Below are 22,580 nucleotides of genomic sequence, written 5' to 3' on the forward strand. Positions count from 1 at the left end.
GCGTGCTTATTTTTTATTCATAATCGGCGGCCTCCGGTGGATAGTGCGGGGCGAACCCCGTTGATAGCCTGATCTCCTGTCAGCCACGGAGCCACCCGATGCGGATCTCGAACGTCCTTCTCGCTCTCGCCTTCGGCACGGCGGCATTCGCACCGGCCCATGCGCAGGAGGAGTTCGAACCCGAGCAGCTGAGCGTCGAAGCCAAGGTGCGGCCGGGGCCGAACATCTTCGTGCTCGACCAGAGCTGGAAAGGATCGAGCCGCCTCAACGTCCTCTCCGCCGACGACCTCTCGGTGAAGGGCATCATCAGCGTCGGCCTCGTCGGCCAGGCCACCTTCTCGCCGGACCTGAAGACGGCCTATCTGACCTCCGCCTATGCCAAGCGCATCGTGCGCGGGCCGACGGAGGCGGTGCTGGAGGAGTACGACACCGAGACGCTGAAGCTGCGCCGCGAAATTCCGATCTCCGAAAAGTTCGCGCAGACCGCGCCCGCCAAGTCGGCGCTCGTCCTCTCCGGCGACGGCAAGTTCGCCTTCGTGCAGAACGCGACCCCGGCGACTTCGGTCACGGTGGTCGATCTCACGAGCGGGGCGAGCGTCGCGGAGGTTCCGACGCCGGGCTGCTTCGCGATCTTCCCGGCCGCCGCGGGCGCGAAGTTCACGACGCTCTGCGGCGACGGAACGCTGGCGAGCTTCACCGTCGCGGCCGACGGCAAGGCCTCCCCGCCGCAGAAGAGCGCGCCGATCTTCGACGCCGCCAAGGACGCCCTCTTCATCCAGGCCGAACGCGTCGGCGCCGATCTCCTCTTCACCTCCTTCAACGGCAATCTCTACCGCGTCTCGGACGCCGGCGAGGCGCCGAAGCTCGTCGACAAGTTTTCCTATGTCGAGAGCGTCGAAGGCTCCTGGCGGCCGGGCGGGGTCGAGATCATGGCCTACAATCCGGCCCATGACGTGCTTTTCGTGACGATGCATCCCGGCGGCAAGGAGGGCTCGCACAAGGACGCGGCGACCGAGATCTGGGCGATCAAGGTGGCGGACAAGAAGGTTCTCTACCGCTCCGCCGTCCATGGCGTGAAATCGATCGCGGTGACGCAAGGGCCCGCGCCCGTGCTCTTCGCCAGCGACCCCGAAGAGGGCAACGTCACGCGCTACGAGATCGACCCGGAGGCGAAGTTCGCGGCCAAGCTGACGGTGACGGCGGAAAGCGTCGGCATCTTCGTGCCGCTGGTGGTGGCGGGCGAATGAGCGCCGAGCCCCGCCTTCTCGCCATGGCGGCGGCGGCGGCGACGGTGCTCCTCGTCGTCCTCTTCCTGCGCGCCGCCTTCCACAAGGTCTCAGACCTCGTGCGCTTCCAGGGCTATGTCGAGGACTACCGCATCCTGCCGGAGCGGCTCGTCGAGCCCGCGGCCAAGGGGCTGGCGGCGGCGGAAGGTCTGGCGATCGCGCTCCTCGTCGTTCCCGCCACGGTCCGGCTCGGCGCGGCCCTCGCCTTCGGGCTTCTCCTCCTCTACGCGGGCGGGATCGCGCTCAACCTCTCGCGCGGACGCCGGCGCATCGAGTGCGGCTGCGGCGGTCCGGCGCAGATGCTCTCCGTCAGTCTCGTCCTTCGCAACGGGCTGCTCGCGGCCCTCGCCCTCCTGCCGCTCGCGACGGGCTTCAACGCCCTCTCGCTCGGCGAGGCGGCGGCGGCGGTCTCCTCCGGCCTTCTTCTCTTCCTCTTCGTCACGCTCGCCGAACAGCTTCTCGCCAATGACGGCCATGTCCGGCTTCTTCGCGAGTCCCTGTCGGGCAAAGGAACCGCGTCATGAGCGCCCTCACCTTCATCGTCATCGTCCTGTGGATCGTGGTGCTGGCGCAGATGGCGGTGATCTTCGCGCTGGCGCGGCAGATCGGCGTGCTCTTCGAGCGCATCTCGCCGGTCGGCGCGCTCGTCAACGAATCCGGGCCGAAGATCGGGGAGACGACGCCGGTCTTCACCCTGCCGAGCCTCAACGGCGGCGTCGTGTCGATCGGCACGCCGCGGTCGCGGGCGACGCTGGTCTTCTTCCTCTCCACCTCCTGCCCGATCTGCAAGAAGATGCTGCCGGTCCTCAAATCGGTGCGCGAAAGCGAGGGCCGCTGGCTCGACGTGGTGCTGGCCAGCGACGGCGACGAGGCCAAGCATCGCGCGCTGATCGAGAAGGCGGACCTGAAGGCCTTCCCCTACGCCCTCTCGGCCGATCTCGGCATCACCTACCGCGTGGCGCGCCTTCCCTTCGCCGTCCTCATCGATGCCGAGGGCGTCGTCCGGGCCAAGGGCCTCGTCAACAATCGCGAGCAGCTCGAAAGCCTCTTCAACGCGGCCGAGACGGGCGAGGCCTCCATCCAGTCCTTTCTCGGCCGGCACGAGGGCGCGAGCCTTCAAGGCGCCTGACCCCGACGAACGCCAGCCGACCCCAACGCCAGCGGAGAGACACGCATGAACCCGATCGACCGCCTGATGCGCATGATGGACCGCGCCGCCGAGGCCGGCTCGCGGCGCACCGCCAGCCAATACGGCCGACGCAGCTTCCTGGCGAAAGCCGGCGCCTTCCTCGTCGGCGGCACGCTCCTGCCCATGCTGCCCTTCGACCGCTCCGGCCGGGCGGAAGCGGCGGAAAGCGCCGACGCCGACATCGAGACCGACTGCGCCTACTGGCGCTACTGCGCGCTCGACGGCAATCTGTGCAACACGTCCGGCGGCACGACGACCTCCTGCCCGCCCGGCTCCTCGGCCTCCAAGGTCGCCTGGGTCGGCACCTGCCGCAATCCCGAGGACGAGAAGGACTATCTCGTCTCCTACAACGACTGCTGCGGCAAGGCCGACGTGAACTCCGCCACCTTCTGCTTCACCAGCCAGGGAGAGCGGCCGGGCTACCGGATGGGCCTCTACAACGACATCAACTGGTGCATGGCGAACGACGACAAGGGCTATCACTGCACCGTCGCCGTGCTGGTGGGTCTCGCCGATGGCTGATCGTCACACGGCCTCGGCGCTCGGTCTCCTCGCGGCCCTCCTGTCCGCCGCACCGGCGCTGGCGGCGGACGGCGCGGCGCTCTTCGCCGGCACCTGCGCGGCGTGCCACGGGGAAGGCGGGGTCGGCATCGACGGTCTGGCGCCCCCGCTGGTCGACGCGGAGCTCTGGACCGGTCTCGGCGACAAGGCCCCGACCTATCTCGCCGGCGTCATGGCGGGCGGCCTCAGCGGCAAGATCACGGCCAAGGGGATCGATTTCGTCGGCCTCGTCATGCCGCCGCAGACGGAGATTCCCGATGCCGAACTCGCCGCCATCGGGACCTATGTCCTCAAAGAGCTGAACGGCCTCTCGGTCGCGCCGGACGAGGCCGCCATCGCGGCCGCCAAGGCGGCACCCCCGACACACAAGGCGCTGCGGGCGCTGCGACGGGGCGAGTGACGGACGAAGCCATGACGAGACGCCTGTCCGCCGCCGTCCCGGCCGCCCTCGCCGCTCTCGGTGCGACGCTCCTCGCAGCGTGCCCGGCGCCGGCGGGCGAACTCGGGGCCAAGGCCAACTACCTCCTGCGATGCTCCGGCTGTCACGGCCCCAAGGGCGTCGGCACGATCGAGGGGGGCATTCCGCCCTTTCCCGGCTTCGTCGGACCGCTCGTCGCGGACGATGCCGGGCGGACCTACGTGATGCACGTTCCGGGCGTCGTCGGCTCCAGCCTGTCCGATGCCGAAATCGCGGCGGTGCTGAACTACATCGTGGAGGCCTGGAGCGACGGCGCCCCGGCACCCTTCACGACGGAAGAGGTCGTGCGGCGCCGGGCCGAGCCGATGCCCGATCTCATCGCTTACCGCCGCGCCATCGTCGCGCGGCTCGCCAAGGACGGCGTCACGCTGGCGGACTATCCCTGGCCGTAAATGTTCAAGCCGGGACCGGGAGCGCTTGGCTTTCGACATCGGCGAGCGGGCGGGGTAGAGGAACCGGCGTCCTGATCCGAAGCGGAACCCGCTCATGACCTCTCGCAGCTATTATTCCGGCCTCGGCGGTCTCGCCGGGCAGACCGAGCTCCTCTCCAGCAAGGCGGTCTTCACGACGGCCTATGCGGTGATCCCGAAAAGCGTGATGAGCGACATCGTCACGAGCTTCCTGCCGCACTGGGAGGGCACACGCGCCTGGATCCTCTCGCGCCCCCTCACCGGCTTTTCCGAGACCTTCTCGCAATACATCATGGAGGTTCAGCCGGGCGGCGGCAGCGACCGGCCGGAGCCGGACAAGCGGGCGCAAGGCGCGATCTTCGTCGTGGAAGGCACGATCGAGATCACGCTTGACGGCGGGACGCACGAGCTGAAGCCCGGCGGTTTCGCCTATCTGCCGGCCGGCCGGGCCTGGAGCCTTCGCGCGACCGGCACGGCGCCCGCGACGTTCCACTGGATTCGCAAGGCCTTCCAGGTCGTGGAGGGGCTCGAGGCGCCGGACGCGATCTTCGCCGACGAAGCCGCCATCGCGCCGTCTCCCATGCCCGACACGAACGGCGCCTGGGCGACGACGCGCTTCATCGATCCGGAGGACCTTCGCTACGACATGCATGTGACGATCGTCACCTTCCAGCCGGGCGGCACGATCCCCTTCATGGAGACCCACGTCATGGAGCACGGACTCTACGTGCTGGAGGGCAAGGCGGTCTACCGGCTGAACGCCGACTGGGTGGAGGTCGAGGCCGGCGACTTCATGTGGCTTCGCGCCTTCTGCCCGCAGGCCTGCTACGCGGGCGGCCCCGGCCCCTTCCGCTACCTGCTCTACAAGGACGTGAACCGGCACGCGCCGCTCTGGTAGGGCACGGGCGGCGGGGCGAAGACGGGTCGACGGCCAGGCGTCGGGTCCCGCCCAACGGGAAACATCAGGATTTGTGACAAATCTGCGACAAATCCTCCCGAACAGAAGCGGCATCTTCAAAGATGGGACGAGTGTCAGGATTTCTTGCAACCATCGATGCCAGGATGGCTTTCAGATGGATGTGGGACCGGGAAGTGCGGGCATGAACGGTGAGGGTCGGAAGGTCGTCCTCGTGGTGGACGACGAAGCGCTGGTGCGCATGAACGCCGTGGACATGTTCGAGGACATGGGCTTCGAGGTTCTGGAGGCCGGCAGCGGCGCGTCCGCGCTGTCGATCCTGGAGGATCGCGACGACGTCTCGCTGCTCTTCAGCGACTGCCGCATGCCGGGCATGACCGGCCCGGAGCTGGCCGCCATCGCTTCCGAGCGCTGGCCGGCGCTTCGGATCGTGCTCGTCTCGGGCTATGTGAACGTCAAGCCGACCGCCTGGCCGCTGATCCCCAAGCCCTACGATTCCAAGACACTGGAGAAGATCGCCAGCGACGTCTGATCGGCGGATCCGGCAGAGGGGCGCAGACCGTCCGCGCCTTCCGAGCCACGCGGAGCGTCAGGGACGCTCGACGACGTCGCGCATCTTGTCCGCCAGCTCGTCCACCGTGAACGGCTTGGTCAGGAGATCGACGCTGGAATCGAGAACGCCGTTGTGGACGACGGCATTGCGCGTGTAGCCCGTCGTGAACAGCACCTTCAGGTCCGGGCGGCGGCGCAGCGCCTCGTCGGCGAGGCGGCGCCCGTCGATATCGGGCATAACGATGTCGGTGAAGAGCACGTCGATCGAGGGATGAAGTTCGAGGAGCCGCAGCGCCTCGGCCGCGCCGTTCGCCTCCAGCGTCTTGTAGCCGAGCTCCTGGAGCGCATCGAGCGTCATGCGGCGCACCTGGTCGTCGTCCTCGACGACAAGGATGAACTCGGTCGCCGGCGCCTGCGCTTCGGCCTCTTCGCCCGGCATTTCCCCGGCGGCCTCTCCCTCGCCCATGAAACGCGGCAGGTAGAGCTTCACCGTCGTGCCGCGGCCGGGCTCGGAATAGATCTTCACATGCCCGCCCGACTGTTTCACGAAGCCGTAGACCTGGCTGAGGCCGAGGCCGGTGCCCTTGCCCACCTCCTTGGTGGTGAAGAACGGATCGAAGGCCTTCTCGATGATGGCGGGCGCCATGCCCTCGCCCGTGTCGGTCACGGCGATCAGCACGTATTGGCCGCTGGCGACGCCGACATGGCCCGCGACGTATCGCGCGTCGAGATACGCGTTCTGCGTCTCGATCGTCAGCCGACCGCCGTCGGGCATCGCGTCCCGCGCGTTGACGGCCAGATTGAGGATGGCGTTCTCCAGCTGGTTCGGATCGGCATGGCAGCGCCAGAGTCCGCCGCCGATGACCGTCTCCAGGCGGATGCCGCCGCTCAGCGTGCGGCGCAGGAGGTCCGACATGGTGGAGACCAGCCGGTTCGCGTCGATCGCCTCGGGGCTGAGGGGCTGCTGGCGGGAGAAGGCCAGAAGGCGCTGCGTCAGCGTGGCGGCGCGTCTGGCACCCTCCATCGCATTGTCGACATAGCGGCGCGTGCGGGTGTCGGCACCTTCCATGCGCCGGCCGAGCAGATCGAGCGAGCCGATGACGACGGCGAGCATATTGTTGAAATCGTGCGCGATGCCGCCGGTGAGTTGGCCGACTGCCTCCATCTTCTGCGCCTGTCGCAGCGCCTCCTGCGCCAGAGCGAGATCGGCCTGCGCCTTCATCTCCCCGGTCACGTTACGCCCGGTCGCGAAGATCAGGTCGTCCTCGGGAGCAGCCACCCAGGCGATCCAGCGAAAGCTGCCGTCCTTGTGGCGATAGCGCACCGTCGTCGGGTCGATGGCTTGGACATTGGCCTGTTCGAGCGCCGTCTGCGTCGCCGGCAGGTCGCCCTCGAGTATGAAGTCGAAGACGGGGCGGCCGATCATCTCTTCGGGCAGCCAGCCCAGCGTCTTCGTCATCGCCGGATTCACCGCCCGGAAGGCGCCCTCGCGGTCGATGACGATCGAGATGTCCTGCGAGTTCTCCCACAGCCGGTTGCGCTCGCGCGTGCGCTTCTCCATCTCGCGCTCCAGCGTCTCGCGCTCGGCGTTCATCTCGGACAGGGCCATCTTCTGGCCGTGGATGTCGGCATTCGTGCCGATCCAGCGCACCGTTCCGTCCTCGCTGCGCACGGGCTCGGCGCGGCTCATGTGCCAGCGATAGGTGCCGTCCGCCATGCGCAGCCGAAGCTCGCTCTCGTAGAGCGTGACGGCGGCGAGAGCGGCGGCCCAGTTCGCCGCGACGGCAGGCAGATCGGCGGGGTGGACGAGCCGCGTCCAGCCGTCTCCGGACAGGTCCCCGGCGGCAAGGCCGGTATCGGAGAAGACCTTGTCGTTGAACCAGTCGAGCCGGCCGGCGTCGGTCGCCATCCAGACCTGGTTCGGCACGGCCTGGGCGAGCGTTCGAAACTGCGCCTCGCTGGAGCGCAGCTCCGCCTCGCTCTCCTCGAGCCGCCGATAGGCCGTGACCTGTCCGGTGATCTCGTTGCAGACGCAGAGGAACCCGTCGATCGCGCCGCCCTCGCCGCGCACCGGCGTGTAGGAGAAGGAGAAAAAGGCCTCCTCGCGATAGCCGTGCCGCTCGATGGTCAGGCGGATCTCGTCCATGTGCACGGGCGTGCCGCCATAGGCCCGATCGACGATCGGCAGGAGATCCTCCCGGATCTCCGACCAGACGTCGAGGAAGGGCAGGCCGAGGGCCTTCGGATGCTTGGCGCCCAGAATCGGGGCATAGGCGTCGTTGTAGAGAAGCGTGCGCTCGGGCCCGAAGGCGAGGAACATCGGCTGGTTCGCACCGAGAAGGATGCCGACGATCGCCTTGACCGAGGGCGTCCAACCCTCCATCGCGCCGACGGACGAGGCTGCCCAGTCGTGATCGCGGATCTTCGCGGCCATGCCGCTCGCAGCCGTGAGAAAGCTCAGCATGACACGTGCCCTCCCGCTCGTACGCCCCGTCCCCGATCCCTCTATCTCGACGGGGAGAGGCGCGAAAGGGCCAAAGACCTGTTACTCTTTGCCAAGCGGCATGGGGCCGGTGTAAACGGCGAGAGGGCCGGCCGCCCGCGCCGACGTTCGGTCCATCCGCTGGGAATACGCAACTTGCAGATCTCGAAGCCCGACGACGACCGGGACGCCATCGCCCGCTTGCGGCAGGAGCTGCGCGAGGCCAAGGCCCGCGAGGCCTTTCACCGGCGCATCGTCGAGAGCGCGGTCGACTTCGCCATCATCACGCTCGATCTCGACGGGCTCGTGACCTCCTGGAACACCGGGGCGGAGCGTATTCTCGGCTGGACGGAGGCGGAGATGCTCGGCCGTCCCGCGCGCATCTTCTTCACCGAGAAAGACGCCTCCGAAGGCCGGCCGGAGCACGAGATGCGAGGCGCGCGCGAGGCGGGCAAAGGCACCGACGAGCGCTGGCACCGCCGCAAGGACGAAAGCCTCTTCTTCGCCTCCGGCGAGATGATGCCGCTGATGGACGACGAGGAGCGCCATGTCGGCTACCTCAAGATCCTGCGCGACCGCACCGAGCAGCGGCTGGCGGCCGAGCGGCAGCGCGCCGATGCCGAGTTCATGCGCAGCGTCCTCGCCGCCTCCGACGACTGCATCAAGGTGCTCGATCTCGACGCCAACATCACCTTCATGAGCGAGGGCGGGCAGCGCGTGATGGAGGTCTCCGACTTCAACGCGATCGCCGGATGCCCCTGGGCCGACTTCTGGCACGGCGAGGGCCATCTGCAGGCCAAGGCCGCCATCGAAGCGGCGAAGGCGGGCGGCGTCGGCCGCTTCCGGGGTCTGGCGAACACGATGCGGGGAAATCCGCGCCACTGGGACGTCCAGGTGACCGCCATTCCGGGCGCCGACGGCAAGCCGGAAAAGCTGCTCTCGGTCTCCCGCGACGTGACCGAGACGCGCGATGCCGAGGAGCAGCTGACGCGCAGCCAGGCACGGCTCAACCTCGCGCTCGGCGCGGCCGGCATGATCGGCACCTGGGAATGGGATCTGGAGACCGATCTCATCCATGCCGACGAGCATTTCGCGCGGATCTACGGCGTCGATCCGGAGGAGGCCACCCGCGGAGCGCCGCTGGAGGCCTATGTCCGGCGCTTTCACCCCGACGACGTCTCGGCCTTCGAGGCGGAGCTCGCCCGCATCTTCGCCGGGGCCGAGGAGTTCACCAGCGAGTATCGCGTCTTCCAGGAGGACGGCTCGGTGTGCTGGCTTCTGGCGCGCGGCCGCCTCATCCACGACGAGCAGGGCAAGCCCGTGCGCTTTTCCGGCGCGGCGGTCGACATCACGGCCCGCAAGCGCTCGGAAGAGCAGCGCGAGGACCTCGCCCACGAGGTCGCCCACCGCATGAAGAACACGCTCGCCATGGTTCAGGCGATCGTCTCGCAGACGCTGCGCTCGGCCCCCTCGCTGGAGGAAGGCTCGAAGGCGATCACAGGCCGTCTCGCGGCGCTGTCGCGGGCGCAGGACATCCTCTTCCGCACGAGCTGGGAGGAGGCGGAGATCCACGACGTCGTCAACGGCGCGCTGCAGGTGCACCAGACGGCGGGCGGGCAGATCCACACGTCCGGCCCGTCGCTGACGCTGACGGCGCAGCAGTCGCTCGGCCTGGCGCTGGCGCTGCACGAACTGGCGACCAATGCCGCCAAATACGGCGCGACCTCGACGCCCGAGGGCCGCATCCACGTGTCCTGGACGCTGGCGCCGGAGGGCGACTTCGCCTTCGACTGGAGCGAGAGCGGCGGCCCGCCGGTTGCCCCGCGCACGCGGACCGGATTCGGCTCGCGCCTGATGGAGCGGATCGTGGCGACCTATTTCGAGGGCGTCGGCACCGTCGATTTCGCGCCCTCCGGGCTGCGCTTCCACCTCCGGGGAACGACCAAGCGGGGAGGCTGAGCCATGTCCGGACGATCAGAGAGCGGCACCCGGCCGCAGGGGCCGGCCTTCAAGCTATTCGTGGCCCGTCTCCATCTCTTCGCCGGGCTGCTCGTCGGCCCGTTCCTCTTCGCTGCCGCGCTGACGGGCGTGCTCTATGCCGCGACCCCCGAGATCGAGGCCCATCTCTATCGCGGGGCGCTGCGCACCGAGAGCCTGGGCACGCCGCGGACGCTCGCCGAACAGGCCGAGGCCGCCATCGCCCATGCCGGACCGGAGACGCCGCTCCTCGGCATCCGCCCGGCCACGGAGGAGGGAGCGACGACGCGCGTCCTCTTCTCGGACCCCTCGCTCGGGGCTTCCAGGAGCCGGGCCGTCTTCGTCGATCCCGTGACGCTCGCCATCAGGGGCGATCTGACCGCCTACGGCTCCAGCGGCATCCTGCCCTTCCGCACCGCGCTCGACGAGATGCATCGCAGCCTGCTTCTCGGCGAACCCGGCCGCCTCTACAGCGAGCTGGCCGCCTCCTGGCTCTGGATTCTGGCACTCGGCGGCATCGCGCTCTGGATATGGCGGCGCGCCTGGCGACCGGCGCCGAGCCCGGCGCTGCGGGTGCGCCGGCGGCATGGAACGACCGGCGTCACGATCGCGGCGGGCCTCCTCTTTCTGTCGGCGACCGGCCTCACGTGGTCCGGCTGGGCGGGCGGGCGCATCGACGCGCTGCGATCGGCGACCGGCTGGACGACGCCGTCGGTCTCGCTCGCCCTCGACGGCGCGGCACCGGTGGCGCCGGCCGGCGAGCACGCCCATCACGGGATGGACGGCATGGCGCCGGAACCGGGGCCGGCCCCGCACGAGCCCGCCACCGATCTCGACCGCGTCCTCTCCGCCGCGCGCGCCGGAGGGCTGCAATCGGCCTTCGTGGAGATCCGCGTCCCGAAGCCCGGGCAGGCCTGGCTGGTGCGGGAATACGACCGATCCTGGCCGACCGACGTCGACACGCTGGCGATCGATCCGCGCTCCCTCGCGATCACGGACCGCGCGGATTTTGCAAGCTTTCCCCTCGTCGCCAAGCTGATCCAATGGGGGATCGCGGCGCATATGGGCGTGCTCTTTGGCCTCGCGAACCGGCTGGTCCTCGCCGCTCTCGGCCTCGCGCTCGCCACGACCATCCTCTACGGCTACCGCATCTGGTGGCGCGGCCGCCCGCGCGGCACGGGCCGCACGCTCGCCGAAAGCTGGCTCGATCTCGGCGCGGGCCTGCGGGCGCTGACGCTGGCGCTCGCGGTTATCCTCGGCTGGGCGCTGCCGATGGTCGGGCTCAGCCTTGCCGCCTTCGCGCTCGTCGATGCGCTTCGCTTCCGGCTGGCGCGACGCGCCGTGCGCGGTTCGCCGGCCGAAGCGCGAGGCTGACGCTCAGCCCGAACGTTTTAGACTCCTGTGAAGAGCCACTCGTGCTCCCGAGCGTTGTGGAACTTCCAGGCCCGGCTCGGGCCGGCCATGACGTTCAGATAATAGCCGTCATAGCCGTGGATCGCGGCCACCGGATGATAGCCCTTCGGCACGAGGACCACGTCGCCGTTCTCAACCGCCATCGCCTCGTCGAGCGAGCGGTCGTCGGTGTAGACGCGCTGGAAGGCGAAGCCCTGCGGGGGGTTGAAGCGGTGGTAGTAGGTCTCCTCCAGGTAGCTCTCCACCGGCAGGTCGTCCTGGTCGTGCTTGTGCGGCGGATAGGAGGACGTGTGGCCGCCCGGCGTGATCACCTCGACGACGAGCAGCGACTGCGCCGCCCCGTCGTTCTCCGGCATGATGTTGGTGACGTGCCGCGTGTTCGTGGCCTTGCCGCGAACCATCTGCGGATGCGTGCCGGCGGGAATGGCCCTGGCCTCGAAGCCTTCGCCGCCGGGCGCGGAACAGACCGCGAGTTCGACCGGCGTCGTCGCCTCGGCCTTCCAGCTGGCGCCCATCGGAACGTAGAGCGCATCCGGCGCGCCCTCGAAGGGGCTCATGCGGCCGCCCATCTCGCCGAAGTCGCGGCCGTCCACGGTGAAGCGCGCCTTGCCGGAGACGAGGACGAGGCAGACCTCGCGCTCGCCGGTCTCGGCCCCCGCAACCTCGCCCGCCGCCAGCCCATGAAGCGCGAAGCCGACATAGGTCCAGCCGGCGCTCTCCGGCGTCACGTTATGGACGAGCCCGCTCGTCACGGTCGATCGAAGTTTCAGCTGCGGCATGTCCGCCCCTCCCATCAGCGAGCCTTCGGCTCTTCTCGCGCGCCAGCTTAGCGGGAGGACGGGACAGCGACAATCAAATTGGAATTTTTCCTCTCTTTTTTCCGACGCGCAGATTTTTCGTTCCGTTTGACGCATGCCGCACGGCGGCGATCATCCCGCCGGGTCGGCGGACCCTAACGGGACCGCCCAAGTCTCCCGATGTCAGAAGTCCTGCCAGGTCTCATCAGCCGGTTTCGGGGCGGCACCGCCCCTGCCCGTTCCGCGCATCTGGACGACGGGTTGCGCCGCGCCGCGCGTCGGGGCCCGGCGGGTGGGCGCGGGAGATGCCGCCGCGGCGGCCGTGGTGCGGAAGCGCTGCACGAGCGTCGCCAGATCCTCGGTCTCGCTGGTCAAGGTGCGGGCGGCGGCGGTCGTCTCCTCCACCATTGCGGCGTTTTGCTGCGTGACCTTGTCCATCTGGTCGGCGGCCGTGGAGACTTCCTTCAAGCTGAGCGCCTGTTCGCTCGCGCTCCGGGCGATGCCGGAGACGACGTCGGCCATGGCCGCGACCTCGACGACGATATCGTCGAGCGCCCGGCCGGAGGCGGTGACGAGATCGACGCCCGCCGCCACCTGGACCGAGGAGGTCTGGATATGGCCCTTGATCTCCTTGGCCGCCTCCGCCGAGCGCTGGGCGAGGCCCCGCACCTCCTGCGCGACGACGGCGAAGCCGCGTCCAGCTTCCCCCGCGCGCGCCGCCTCGACGCCAGCGTTGAGGGCCAGAAGGTTCGTCTGGAAGGCGATCTCGTCGATGACGCCGATGATCTTGCCGATCTGGTCGGAGGAGCCCTCGATCTCGGCCATGGCGGCGATGGCGCGGCCGACGATCTCGCCGCCGCGCTCGGCATTCTTCTGCGCCGTCGCGGCGGAGCGCTGGGCCTGGCCCGCGCCCTCGGCCGTGCGATGGATGCCGCGCGTCACCTCGGAGAGCGCCGCGACGGTCTCCTCCAGCGAGGCCGCCTGCTGCTCGGTGCGCTGGGACAGATCGTCGGAGGCGGTGGAAATCTCGCCGAGGCCCCGGCGGAGCGTCGAGACGCCGGAGACGACGGCGCCGAGCACCGTTTCCAGCTGCGCGACGCTGGCGTTGAACTTCTCGCGCACGGGCTCGAAGGCGGCCGGGAACGGCTCGTCGATGCGCGCGGTCAGATCGCCCTCGGCCAGACGACCGAGGCCCCGGTCGAGGCTTTCCACGATCCGGCGCTGCTGGTCGGCCTGCTTCGTCCGCTCGGAAAGGTCCTGCTCGGCCGCGTCGCGCTCGCCCCGCCGCTTCTCGTCGGCCTCGCGCACCTCCTCGGCCGCGCGCCGGATGCCGAGCTCCTGGAAGAGGCCGACGGCGCGGCCGATCTCGCCGATCTCGTCGCTCCGCGCGGCCGCGGCGAGGACGATGTCGGTCCGCCCCGCCGCCAAAGCCTGCATGTCCGCGGCGAGCCGCCGGATCGGTCCGACGATCGCGCGGGCGGCAAAGAGCATCAGACCCGCCGCGAAGACGGCGCCGAGAAGGAGCATGCCGACGATGAGGCGATTGCCGAGCCCGGCTTCCTCGACGACCGAGGCAGCGCTCGCGGACGACGCCGCGGCGATCTCGTCGGCGGCTTCTTCCATCGCGGTCTCGAGCCTCGAGAACTGCTCCTGAAAGGCGCCGAGCCGCCCGATCGCCGCCGCATGGTCGCCGGCCGCGGTCTCGACCATGCCTTCGGCCGATTGGATGTAGTCCGCCAAGGGGCCTTCCACCTTCGCGAGCGCCGCGGACATCGCGCCCTCTCCGGCCAGCTTTCGGTTGTCGTCCACCGCCTGGCGAAACTCGGCCGCATGGTCCGCCATGGTCGCGCGGACGTCGTCGATCGTCAGGCCCGTCGCCGGATCGTTCGCCAGGATGGCGGCGAGGACATCGCTGCGCATCGCGTCGTGCATCATGTCGGCGCGCATGTGATTGCGAAGGATGGTGCCCGCCTCCAGCGCCTCGCCGACGCCGCCGATCAGCCGGTCGGCCACCCAGAGGCCCGCCCCGGCGGTGGCTCCGGACAGGAGGAAGACCGAGAGCCCGATCGCGATCATCTTGCGACGAATTGTCATCACCGGTGGATTCCCTTCTGCTGCCGATGGGGGAAAGGATAGTGACGAAACGTAAAGGATGTTTGATGCGGGCCCCGGAAAACAGGATGGATGACGTTTCGTCACCCTTCGTTGATCCCCCGCCTCTCGATCCCCGCTCCCCGTCGATCCAGTCCGCCCCTGCCGGCCGGACGGGCCGGGGGAAGGCGCGTTCGAAGCAGGGTTCGCAGCCGGCTTGCGCGATCTTCGGCTCGACGCAGACACGCCCGGCATGCGACCCAACGGCTTCGTGAATCGCCAAGGAGTCCCGATGCGCCGCTGGATCGTCTCACTCGCCGTCGCGGCCCTCATCGTCGGGCTCTATCTCGCCTCGCCCTTTCTCGGGCTCTACCGGCTGGGTTCGGCGCTGCACGAGGCGGATGCGGCCGGGCTCGTCGCCCGCGTCGACATTCCCTCCGTGCGCCGCTCGATCGTCGAGCAGATCGTCGCCGAGGTCGGCCGGGACGCTGAGGTGGAGCGTCAGCTGAACAAGCTTGGGGGCGTCGCGCGCGACATGGCGCTGCGGGCCGCCGCCGGCGAGTTCGACCGCATGCTGGCCGCGACCGTGACGCCGGAGGTCATCCGCCTCATCCTCGCCAAGGGCGACCTGCCGCCGGAGTTCCTGGCGGGACAGGCCGAGCCGGGGCGCCCCGTCGATGCCTCGGCCGGTGCGTCCGTCGGCCTCCCCGACAATCCGCTGCGCTTCCTGCGGACCTTCGACTACGTCTCGCCGCGCAAGGTGCGCGCCACGATCGGCGAGGCGGACCGGCCGGAAGAGTGGACCGGTCTCACCCTCCTCCTCCGGGGCGCCACATGGCGTCTCACCGAAGTCGCTCTGCCGCCGGCCGTCCTCGCCCGCGTGCGCCCCGCGATTCGCGCCCGGATCGACGCCCTGAGGCCCTGAAATCCGCAGGGATAAGTGGAAACCGATCATCGCGAAAAGACGGGCGACAACGAAGGAAACTGGAGCCGTCAAAGCTCGCGGAAGGCGCGCTGCATGCTGTCGCGGATGGGCTTGGTGATGTAGTCGAGAAAGGTGCGCGAGGCCGTCTCGATGAAGATCTCGGCGGGCATGCCGGGCGTGATCGGCGCATGCTGGAGGTCGCTCACCTGCGTATCGTCGAGCGCGACGCGCACGAGATAGACGTCCGGCGCGTTGGTGCCGAGCTTCTCGTCGCGCAGCGTGTCGGCCGAGACATAGGTGACGATGCCGGAGAGGACCGGCGTCGTGCGCTGGTTGAGGCTGGTCAGTCGCACGGTGGAGTGCTGGCCGACGACGACGTCGTCGATATCCATCGGCCGCAGCGGCGCCTCGATGACGAGCTTCTCGCCCTGCGGCAGGATTTCGGCGATCTGCTTGCCGCTTTCCACGACGCCGCCGGCCGTGTGGTAGTGAAGCTTCACGAGGATGCCGGAGACGGGCGCGCGGATGTTGATGCGCTCCAGGATGTTGCCGGACTTCTGGATCTGCTCGCGAATGTCGTCGATCTCCGCGCTGACCCTTTGCAGCTCTTCGCCCGCCTTCTGGCGCGCCTCCTGCCGGATCTGGGCGATCTGCCCCTCGTAGCGCGCGACCTGGCTGCGCAGGTCGCCGATCTCGGCGGAGAGGCGGCCGATCGAGCCCTGCGCCTGCGCGGCGGCGCGCTGCACCTCGAAGAGCTGGGTCCGGCTGATCAAGCCCTTGTCGGCGAGGGTCTTCTTGCCCGTCAGCTCCTGTCCGATCAGCACCGTCTGCTCGCGCGTCGCGTTCAGCTGGGCGAGGCTTCCGCCCGAGCGCTCGCGCAGGGCCTCGATCGAGGTCTCGATGATCGCGACGCTGCTCTGCACCTGCTCGCGCAGCGCCCGGAAGACGCTCGTCTCCGCCGTCCGGATCTCGGCGAGTTCCGCTTCGGCCCCCTCGACGTCGGGAAAGCCGGCAAAGTCGATCGCATCGGCTCCGGCGATCATCGCCTGGAGACGGGAGCTCGCGGCGGAGAGGCGCGCGAGGCGAAGGTTGAGGCGGCGGAAGTCGGCCTTCGGCGCGGTGTCGTCGAGCAGCATGATCGTCTGACCCTTCACCACGCGGTCGCCCTCGCGCGCGGTGATCTGCCGGACGATGCCGCCCTCGAAATGCTGCACGAGCTTGTTCTGGCCGACCGCGACGAAGCTGCCGGAGGCGATGACGGCGGCGGCGAGCGGCGCCGTGGAGGCCCAGGCCCCGAAGCCGCCGAGCGCGACGACGATCACCGCGATGCCGGCGATCGTCGGCGCGCGGATCGAGCGGGGAACGCTGTCGTACCAGGCCTCGGTCACATGCACGGCGGGTGTCGAGGCGGCGGCCATGGCGGGCATCCTTCGTGAGATGAGTCAGTCGGCGAGAAGAAGGTCCTTCGGCGCGGTGCCGGCCTTCTTCTGCTCGGCGAGGGCCTTCAGGATCTTCTGTCGCTCGCCGATGGCCTGCACCGTGCCGTCCTTCATGATCATGATCTTGTCGACGCAGCGCAGAAGCGCGGTGCGCTGGGTGATGGCGACGACGGTCGTGCCCTTCTTCTTGGCGGCGAGGAGCGCCTGGGCGAGGGCCTGTTCGCCGGCCGTGTCGAGATTGGAGTTGGGCTCGTCGAGCACGACGAGCTTGGGATTGCCGAAGAAGGCGCGGGCGAGCCCGATCCGCTGCTTCTGGCCGCCGGAGAGCGGCGCGCCGTCGGAGCCGATGATCGTCTCGTAGCCCTGGGGAAAGGAGGCGATCAGCGCATGCACGTCGGCGAGCGCGGCCGCCTCGAAGATCATCTCGTCGGTCACGTCCTCGCGCATGCGGGCGATGTTGGCCTTGATCGAGGCGGGGAAGAGCTGGATGTCCTGCGGCAGGTAGCCGATGCTCTCGCCGAACTGGCGCGCGTCCCAGTTCTTGAGGTCCATGAGGTCGAGGCGGATGTTGCCGGCGGTCGGGATGATCGAGCCGACCAGCATCTTGCCGAGCGTCGACTTGCCCGCGCCGGACGAGCCGATGATCGCCATGGATTCCCCGGGCGCGAGGCGGAAGGACAGGCCGTTCAGGATCACCTTCTTGGTCTGCGCGGGCACGAAGAGGATGCGATCGACGTCGAGCCGGCCGAGCGGGGTCGGCAGGCGCAGGCGCTCCAGGTTGAGCGGCGAGGTGCGCAGCAGGTTGGAGATCCGGCCGAAGGCGGACTTGGACTGGATATAGGTGCGCCAGCCCTCGATCGTGCCTTCGACGGGCGCAAGGGCCCGGCTGGCGATGATCGAGGAGGCGATGACCATGCCGCCCGTCAGATGGCCCTCCAGCGCGAGCATCGCGCCCCAGCCGAGCAGCGTCACCTGCGTTCCCAGCCGCACCGCCTTGGAGAGGCCGGAAAAGAGGACGTTGCGGTCCTGCGCCAGGGCCTGGGCGCTCAGTGACTTGGCGTTCTCGCGGCCCCACATGCGCACCGCTTCCGGGATCATGCCGAGCGCGTTGATGATCTGCGAATTGCGCGAGAGCGCCTCGAGATTGAGATTGGCCATCGTCGTGTACGCATTGGCCTCGGCGAAAGGGGCCGCGGTCGCGCGCTTGTTGAGGATGGCGACGACGAGGAGGAGCGCGATCGAGACGGCGACGATGACGCCGAGATGGGGATGCACGAACCACACCGCGAGGAGGAAGATCGGCGCCAGCGGCGCGTCCAGCATGGAGAGGAGCGTGCCGCCCGTGATGAAGCTCCGCAGATGCGCGAGGTCGCCGAGGATCTGGTAGTCGCGGCCCGATCCGCCGAGCGCGGACCTTGCGGCGGCGCTGAGGATGGGCGCGCCCAGGCGCACCTCGATGCTGGCCGCCGTGCGCATGAGGATGCGCCGGCGCAGGATGTCGAGAAGGACCTGCCCGACGATCGCGCCGACGGTGATCACCGTCAGCATGGCCAGCGTGTCGGTCGAACGGCTGGTGAGGACGCGGTCGGAAATCTGGAAGAGATAGATCGGGATCGCCAGCACGAAGACGTTGATGGCGATGGTGAAGCCGAAGACGACGAGGAGGCTGCGGCGCGTCTCGGCGATGGCGGTGGCGAGGGCCGAGCGGAAGTTCGGCGCGCCGCTCTTCTGGTGCAGCGGCGTGCCCGCCGTCCTGCCGCTGCCGCCGGTCTCGGCCTCCGCCGCCTCCGCGCGCGTGATCGTCGGCGAGCCGCCGGCCTTTCCTTCCAGGACGGGGCCTTCGAGGACGGGAGCTGGCGGGGCGGACGGGCTCGCCTTCGCCGTGCCGGGCGCGGCCCGGTCCATCGAGGGTGGGGAGACCGCCGTCGGCAGCGTCTGCGCAAGGAGCGGGGCTGCGTCGAGGAGAGGCGCTTCGCGCAGGAGAGGCCGATCCTCCCGCTCGAAGCGGATATCGACGGGATCGGGCGAGGCCGCGAGCCGCGAGCCGTCGAAGACGGGCGCGGCGGGCCGGGCCTGCTGCGGAGCCGGCGTCACGGTGCCGGGCAGCGGGTCCGGGGAGGACAGGGCCTGAAGCTCCGCGATCGCCGCGTTCATCGAGGCCATCAAGGCCGCCTCGACCTCGGAAATGTCGCCGGGCCGGCGCAGCGGAAGGACGCGCGCGGAGGGCCTCGCCGGCCCGTCACCTTCGTCTAGAACAATCTCCGGCACCCAAAGGTCCGGCGCCTCCCCCCGCTCCGTCGAGCGGTCGATCCCCCCTGCTGCGTCCATGCGTCTGTGACCCCTAACTCAAGATGCCCCCGACGCCGTCGATCGGCGCGTCGTAGGCGGCATGCGCGTGGTGATGTCCGGCCTCGTCGGCTCCATCGTCGGCGCTCTCGGTGGCGGTGAAGGCGACGAGTTCGCTCGCCAGCTTGGCGGTGTCGAAGACCTCGATGCCGTCCTCGTCGGCGACGAGATCGGCCTGGATAAGAACGGAGTCGGAATAGTATTCGCCGCCGAGCTGCCGGGGACCGGCCGCGTCCGCATCGAGGATCGTGGCGTCGTTGACGAGGATGTTGCCGCCGGTCGAGACGGTCCAGACCGCTTCGTCCGCCGTCAGATCGCCGATGATCCGATCGACATAGCTCGCACTATCGGCATCGCTGAGGATGTTCAGCTGCGAGATCGCGTTGATCTCGACATAGTCGCCGGTGATGTAGAGCACCTTGAGATGGGTCGCGCCGAGAAAGGACAGGTCCGAGGAGAGCGCGGCCGGGACCTCGCTCCCGCCCGCATCGAAGCGCGAGACAAGATCGCGGATCGCCGGATCGACCTCGTCGAAGGCGTCGTTGTCGCCGATCGTGCGGATCAGGGCGTTGTTGTAGAGAAGATTTCCGCCGGTCTCGCCGGTCGTGCCCTTGGCGAAGACGCCCTCGGTGCCGATCCGGTCGCGGTCGAAGAGAAGGTTGATCTGCTCGATGAAATTGCCTTCGAAGACGCTGCCGCCGAAGACGACGAGGTCGTAGCCGAGGGTCAGCTGGCTGAGATGGGTGAAGGTCAGGACCTCGTTGCCGCCCATGGACAGCGTGACGTCGTGCTCGACGCTGGTGAAGAGCGCTCCGTCGCCATCGCCGACCTTGTGGATCTGCCGGATGAAGTTGGAGACGAAGAGATCGCCCTCCACGACATCGACCGTATAGGAGGTCGGGAAGACCCGAAGGGCGCCGGCGCCGGCGTCGGAGGCGTCCAGCCGCTCGAAGGCGGCGGCGTTGAAGCTCTGCGTGCCGCCGCTCGAAAAGCTGGCGAGGCTCTTCGTGACGATCGCGTCCTCGTCGGCGACGATGTTGAGCTGCCGGATGACGTTGGTCTCGTACCAGTTTCCGAAGACGACGCTCGTATGGCCGAAGGTCGTGGCCTCGACGAGGATCGCCTGGTTCAGGAGGAGATTGCCGCCGAGCGAGACCGTCGCGACACCCGAGCCTTCCCCCGCGCCGGGTTCCGGTGCATCGGTCTCGACCTCGGTCTCGAGCCGCGCGGTCAGGATTTCCAGGAGATCGGGCGCCTCGCCCCCGGCTGTCCCGTTGACATAGATCCCCTTGTGCTCGGAAAGGCCCGCGCCCGGCGCGACGTCGCCGTCCTGCGGCGCCGCCTCGCCGGAGGCGGCCTGCGCCAGCATCGTCTTCAGCGCGGCGGTGTCGTTGGTGGGCTCGGGAATGCTGCTCCAGGTCTCCGCCTGTTCGAGCAGGGCATCGAAATCGGCCGCGAAGCTTTCGGGCGCAGGGCTCGGAAGACGCCCGGCGACGGCGGAGTAGACGTCGTCGTCGAGGAGCGTTCCCTCCTGCCGGATCGCGAGAAGGCTGGACGGGCCCGCCTCGTGATAGGCGACCTCGCCATCCGGCCGCGGCGCGGCGTCGCGATCCGCGGCGAGACGGTGGAGGACGAGGCCGGACCTTGCGCCGATCGCCTGGACGGCGTCGAGTTCGCCGGGCAGGTCGTAGCGCGCCGCGTGATGGAAGGAGCCGATCGCGGGCGTGTCGATGTCGACGTCCTGCGGCGGCAGGGCCTTGGAGCGGCCATGCTCGATCCGGAAAGGATCGGGCGTCAGCTCGATGTCGGGATCGTGGGGGGCATGGCCGTTCAGGCCCGAGGTCCGGGAGGCATGGCTGCCATCGTCCTCGAAGGCCTCGGTCCGGGCGCGCGCGGCGAGGAAGTCCTCGTAGCTCTGGCGCAGCCGTTCGGCATCCGTCGAGATTTCGAAGGACCCGATAAAGCGTGCGATGATGTCGCCGATATCGTTCGCCTGCATGAGTCTGCTCCTTCCGCATACCGACGAACCCTTGAATTGGCCTGTTTCGCCGGAGCGGCCTTCGTCGTGAACGAGAAGGGCGACGGGAGCGGCCTGTCGGCCGTGACCCGAGCCTGACGACGTCCACGGCGGAGGCAAGCCCGGCCCTGCGGGTGGCCTTGGCGGACTTTCGGAGTGCGTCGCCGCGCTTGGACGTGCCCCCGGCACGCCCGGCGCCCGGCTCCTACCCGAAAGACCGCCAAGGCCCACGAGACAGGCCAATTCAAGGGTTCGTCGGTATGATGCTCGAATGCGCTCGGCTCCCCTTGGAGTGCAGGGAAGGGCCGACCTTTGCGACCCTCTTGCGAAGGTTCGCGGCGGCCTTGTTCGTTGGAGCGATCCGTTTTTCAAAGAGGGTGGCCGCGCCGGGCAGGCGCGGCCCGTCTGCACGAAATGAGCCGGGGGAATCGCGAGGGGTCGTCGCTCGATCCGTTGGCTCCTTCCCGGGCAGACGTTTCCGGTGCGGGGCGCGCTACGCCCCGTCTCGAACCCGCCGACTGAAGGTGCGGCGGGTTCGGGAGCCGTGCCGTCAGGCGTCGTCGCCCGCCAGGCCCACGCCGTCGGACCCGCCGACGACGCTCATGTCGACGCTCGCATACTGGATGTTGGCACCCATCGCGATGTCCTGGTTGAAGGCGCTGAGATTGGCGGCGCCACCGGCCGAGGCCGACGCATTGGCGGCGATGCTGGCATCGCCCGTCGCGTCGTTGAAGTCCGAATAGGCGCTGGCCTCGCCGCCCGAGACATTGTCCGAGGTCTGGTCGAAGCAGCCGTCGTTGGTGACGGTCGGGCTGCTCAGGCTGTCCTGATCGTCCATCGTCAGGATCTGATCGATGTCGAAGATGTTGCCGTTGCCGCCCAGCGCCTGGATGCTCTCGATCGGCGAGGTCAGGCTGTCGATGTCGACGACGTCGTTGTCGTTGAACGAGTCGGCGATGTCGACGCTGAGATCGAAGTTGCCGCTGTCGGTGACGGTCGTATCGTCGTCGCTGGAGCTCGAACTGTCATTGTAGGAATCGTTCACCGACGAGTCGGAGAAGGCCAGATCCAGATCGGTGTCCACCGAGTTGAAGCTGTCGGCATAGGAGCTGTCGTCGTCCGAGCTGTTGTCGGTGTTGGTGACGACGTCGTCGTTCGAATGGTCGGAATTGTCAGTGTTCGTGTTGACCGACTTGTCGTTCATGAAGTCGTTGGCCGACAGGTCCAGCGAATTGTCGGTGTTGTTGACGTCGTCGTTCGAATGGTCGGAATTGTCGGTCTTCGTGTTGATCGACTTGTCGTTCAGGACGTCGGTCGCGTTCAGATTGGTCGAATTGTTGTTGTTGTTGTCGTTGGCTTCGGTCGAGCTGTCGTTGCCGGAGTTCGCGACGTCGAGATCGAGCTGATCGTCGTCGCTCTGGTCGGGATCGTAGCTGTCGACGGTGTTGGTGGTGTTGTCGGTCACGCCGACCTGGCTGCCGAAGGCTGCTGCACCCCAATTGGTATTGTTCTTGTCGATTGCCATTTTCTTCTCCGCATGAAGTGCAGCAGAAATTCGGCCTTGCTCATCTTCTTCGCAAGCAAAGTCCGGGCCCTACTACAACTTTCTTCTTATTGTTGGGCCAATTCGGGAGTAGGCTGAAGCTCACTCCCGAACCGAAGGCGCTCATTCGCTTCCGGCAAGACCAAAGCTACTTGATT

Annotated in this window: 18 protein-coding genes; 11 read left to right on the top strand and 7 right to left on the bottom strand. The window is 68.5% G+C overall.

What is annotated here, in order from left to right:
* Positions 1 to 98 precede the first annotated feature (98 nt).
* The 8 genes from ASG62_RS08745 to ASG62_RS08780 all read left to right on the top strand — a co-directional run bounded on the left by ASG62_RS08745 (position 99) and on the right by ASG62_RS08780 (position 5,372).
* The gene (locus tag ASG62_RS08745) at positions 99 to 1,247 is read left to right on the top strand and encodes an amine dehydrogenase large subunit (protein WP_056687948.1); all 1,149 of its coding nucleotides are present in this window, start codon (positions 99 to 101) and stop codon (positions 1,245 to 1,247) included.
* Entirely contained in the window at positions 1,244 to 1,810 is a 567-nt protein-coding gene (locus ASG62_RS08750; protein WP_056687951.1) for a MauE/DoxX family redox-associated membrane protein, read from the top strand. Before ASG62_RS08745 ends, ASG62_RS08750 begins: the two co-directional genes overlap by 4 nt.
* Positions 1,807 to 2,415, top strand: a complete 609-nt coding sequence (locus ASG62_RS08755) for a redoxin domain-containing protein (RefSeq protein WP_056687954.1) — start codon at positions 1,807 to 1,809, stop codon at positions 2,413 to 2,415. The genes ASG62_RS08750 and ASG62_RS08755 overlap by 4 nt, the downstream gene beginning before the upstream one ends.
* 45 nt (positions 2,416 to 2,460) lie before the next feature.
* Complete coding sequence (locus ASG62_RS08760) at positions 2,461 to 2,997, top strand: methylamine dehydrogenase light chain (RefSeq protein WP_056687957.1); 537 nt, start codon at positions 2,461 to 2,463, stop codon at positions 2,995 to 2,997.
* Positions 2,990 to 3,436, top strand: a complete 447-nt coding sequence (locus ASG62_RS08765; protein ID WP_056687961.1) for a c-type cytochrome — start codon at positions 2,990 to 2,992, stop codon at positions 3,434 to 3,436. Before ASG62_RS08760 ends, ASG62_RS08765 begins: the two co-directional genes overlap by 8 nt.
* Positions 3,437 to 3,447: 11 nt before the next feature.
* The gene (locus ASG62_RS08770; RefSeq protein ID WP_057180365.1) at positions 3,448 to 3,906 is read left to right on the top strand and encodes a c-type cytochrome; all 459 of its coding nucleotides are present in this window, start codon (positions 3,448 to 3,450) and stop codon (positions 3,904 to 3,906) included.
* Between the two features lie 94 nt (positions 3,907 to 4,000).
* Entirely contained in the window at positions 4,001 to 4,822 is an 822-nt protein-coding gene (locus ASG62_RS08775; protein WP_056687968.1) for a bifunctional allantoicase/(S)-ureidoglycine aminohydrolase, read from the top strand.
* 202 nt (positions 4,823 to 5,024) lie between these two features.
* On the top strand, positions 5,025 to 5,372 hold the full coding sequence (locus tag ASG62_RS08780; protein ID WP_056687970.1) for a response regulator: 348 nt from the start codon (positions 5,025 to 5,027) through the stop codon (positions 5,370 to 5,372).
* Between the two features lie 57 nt (positions 5,373 to 5,429).
* On the opposite strand, the gene ASG62_RS08785 is transcribed toward ASG62_RS08780, so the two are convergent.
* A complete protein-coding gene (locus tag ASG62_RS08785; protein WP_056687974.1) occupies positions 5,430 to 7,856 on the bottom strand; it encodes a PAS domain-containing sensor histidine kinase in 2,427 nt (808 codons plus the stop codon).
* Between the two features lie 174 nt (positions 7,857 to 8,030).
* On the opposite strand from ASG62_RS08785, the gene ASG62_RS08790 reads away from it, so the two are divergent.
* Both ASG62_RS08790 and ASG62_RS08795 read left to right on the top strand, forming a co-directional pair.
* A complete protein-coding gene (locus ASG62_RS08790; protein WP_056687976.1) occupies positions 8,031 to 9,833 on the top strand; it encodes a PAS domain S-box protein in 1,803 nt (600 codons plus the stop codon).
* A 3-nt stretch (positions 9,834 to 9,836) separates the two neighbouring features.
* The gene (locus ASG62_RS08795; protein ID WP_056687979.1) at positions 9,837 to 11,225 is read left to right on the top strand and encodes a PepSY-associated TM helix domain-containing protein; all 1,389 of its coding nucleotides are present in this window, start codon (positions 9,837 to 9,839) and stop codon (positions 11,223 to 11,225) included.
* 17 nt (positions 11,226 to 11,242) lie between these two features.
* Here ASG62_RS08795 and iolB read toward each other — a convergent pair whose 3' ends face one another.
* Together iolB and ASG62_RS08805 are read right to left on the bottom strand one after the other, a co-directional pair.
* Positions 11,243 to 12,043 carry a 5-deoxy-glucuronate isomerase gene (gene iolB / locus ASG62_RS08800; RefSeq protein ID WP_056689333.1) on the bottom strand — a complete coding sequence of 267 codons (801 nt, stop codon included), beginning with the start codon at positions 12,041 to 12,043 and terminating at the stop codon, positions 11,243 to 11,245.
* A 201-nt stretch (positions 12,044 to 12,244) separates the two neighbouring features.
* Complete coding sequence (locus tag ASG62_RS08805; protein ID WP_056687982.1) at positions 12,245 to 14,155, bottom strand: methyl-accepting chemotaxis protein; 1,911 nt, start codon at positions 14,153 to 14,155, stop codon at positions 12,245 to 12,247.
* 289 nt (positions 14,156 to 14,444) lie between these two features.
* Here ASG62_RS08805 and ASG62_RS08810 point away from each other — a divergent pair, with 289 nt between their 5' ends.
* Positions 14,445 to 15,077: a DUF2939 domain-containing protein gene (locus tag ASG62_RS08810; protein WP_162245972.1), complete on the top strand. Its 633-nt coding sequence runs from the start codon at positions 14,445 to 14,447 to the stop codon at positions 15,075 to 15,077.
* 68 nt (positions 15,078 to 15,145) lie between these two features.
* Here the strand turns inward: ASG62_RS08810 and ASG62_RS08815 are convergent, their stop codons facing one another.
* The 4 genes from ASG62_RS08815 to ASG62_RS08830 form a co-directional block, all read right to left on the bottom strand.
* Positions 15,146 to 16,495, bottom strand: a complete 1,350-nt coding sequence (locus ASG62_RS08815; RefSeq protein ID WP_056687992.1) for an HlyD family type I secretion periplasmic adaptor subunit — start codon at positions 16,493 to 16,495, stop codon at positions 15,146 to 15,148.
* Positions 16,496 to 16,519: 24 nt separating this feature from the next.
* Positions 16,520 to 18,844, bottom strand: coding sequence for a type I secretion system permease/ATPase (locus ASG62_RS08820; protein WP_244487424.1), 2,325 nt, complete (start codon positions 18,842 to 18,844; stop codon positions 16,520 to 16,522).
* A 13-nt stretch (positions 18,845 to 18,857) separates the two neighbouring features.
* Positions 18,858 to 20,861 carry a hypothetical protein gene (locus tag ASG62_RS08825; RefSeq protein ID WP_056687995.1) on the bottom strand — a complete coding sequence of 668 codons (2,004 nt, stop codon included), beginning with the start codon at positions 20,859 to 20,861 and terminating at the stop codon, positions 18,858 to 18,860.
* A 568-nt stretch (positions 20,862 to 21,429) separates the two neighbouring features.
* Positions 21,430 to 22,404, bottom strand: coding sequence for a hypothetical protein (locus ASG62_RS08830; RefSeq protein ID WP_056687998.1), 975 nt, complete (start codon positions 22,402 to 22,404; stop codon positions 21,430 to 21,432).
* Positions 22,405 to 22,580: the final 176 nt, after the last annotated feature.

It is taken from the genome of Aureimonas sp. Leaf427, assembly GCF_001425485.1.
In the GTDB taxonomy this organism is placed as follows: Bacteria; Pseudomonadota; Alphaproteobacteria; order Rhizobiales; family Rhizobiaceae; genus Plantimonas.

Coding starts and splice junctions, on each gene's coding strand:
- ASG62_RS08745 (WP_056687948.1), top strand. CDS start 99: ATGCGGATCTCGAACGTCCTTCTCGCTCTCGCCTTCGGCACGGCGGCA.
- ASG62_RS08750 (WP_056687951.1), top strand. CDS start 1,244: ATGAGCGCCGAGCCCCGCCTTCTCGCCATGGCGGCGGCGGCGGCGACG.
- ASG62_RS08755 (WP_056687954.1), top strand. CDS start 1,807: ATGAGCGCCCTCACCTTCATCGTCATCGTCCTGTGGATCGTGGTGCTG.
- ASG62_RS08760 (WP_056687957.1), top strand. CDS start 2,461: ATGAACCCGATCGACCGCCTGATGCGCATGATGGACCGCGCCGCCGAG.
- ASG62_RS08765 (WP_056687961.1), top strand. CDS start 2,990: ATGGCTGATCGTCACACGGCCTCGGCGCTCGGTCTCCTCGCGGCCCTC.
- ASG62_RS08770 (WP_057180365.1), top strand. CDS start 3,448: ATGACGAGACGCCTGTCCGCCGCCGTCCCGGCCGCCCTCGCCGCTCTC.
- ASG62_RS08775 (WP_056687968.1), top strand. CDS start 4,001: ATGACCTCTCGCAGCTATTATTCCGGCCTCGGCGGTCTCGCCGGGCAG.
- ASG62_RS08780 (WP_056687970.1), top strand. CDS start 5,025: ATGAACGGTGAGGGTCGGAAGGTCGTCCTCGTGGTGGACGACGAAGCG.
- ASG62_RS08785 (WP_056687974.1), bottom strand. CDS start 7,856: ATGCTGAGCTTTCTCACGGCTGCGAGCGGCATGGCCGCGAAGATCCGC.
- ASG62_RS08795 (WP_056687979.1), top strand. CDS start 9,837: ATGTCCGGACGATCAGAGAGCGGCACCCGGCCGCAGGGGCCGGCCTTC.
- iolB (WP_056689333.1), bottom strand. CDS start 12,043: ATGCCGCAGCTGAAACTTCGATCGACCGTGACGAGCGGGCTCGTCCAT.
- ASG62_RS08805 (WP_056687982.1), bottom strand. CDS start 14,155: ATGACAATTCGTCGCAAGATGATCGCGATCGGGCTCTCGGTCTTCCTC.
- ASG62_RS08810 (WP_162245972.1), top strand. CDS start 14,445: ATGCGCCGCTGGATCGTCTCACTCGCCGTCGCGGCCCTCATCGTCGGG.
- ASG62_RS08815 (WP_056687992.1), bottom strand. CDS start 16,495: ATGGCCGCCGCCTCGACACCCGCCGTGCATGTGACCGAGGCCTGGTAC.
- ASG62_RS08820 (WP_244487424.1), bottom strand. CDS start 18,844: ATGGACGCAGCAGGGGGGATCGACCGCTCGACGGAGCGGGGGGAGGCG.
- ASG62_RS08825 (WP_056687995.1), bottom strand. CDS start 20,861: ATGCAGGCGAACGATATCGGCGACATCATCGCACGCTTTATCGGGTCC.
- ASG62_RS08830 (WP_056687998.1), bottom strand. CDS start 22,404: ATGGCAATCGACAAGAACAATACCAATTGGGGTGCAGCAGCCTTCGGC.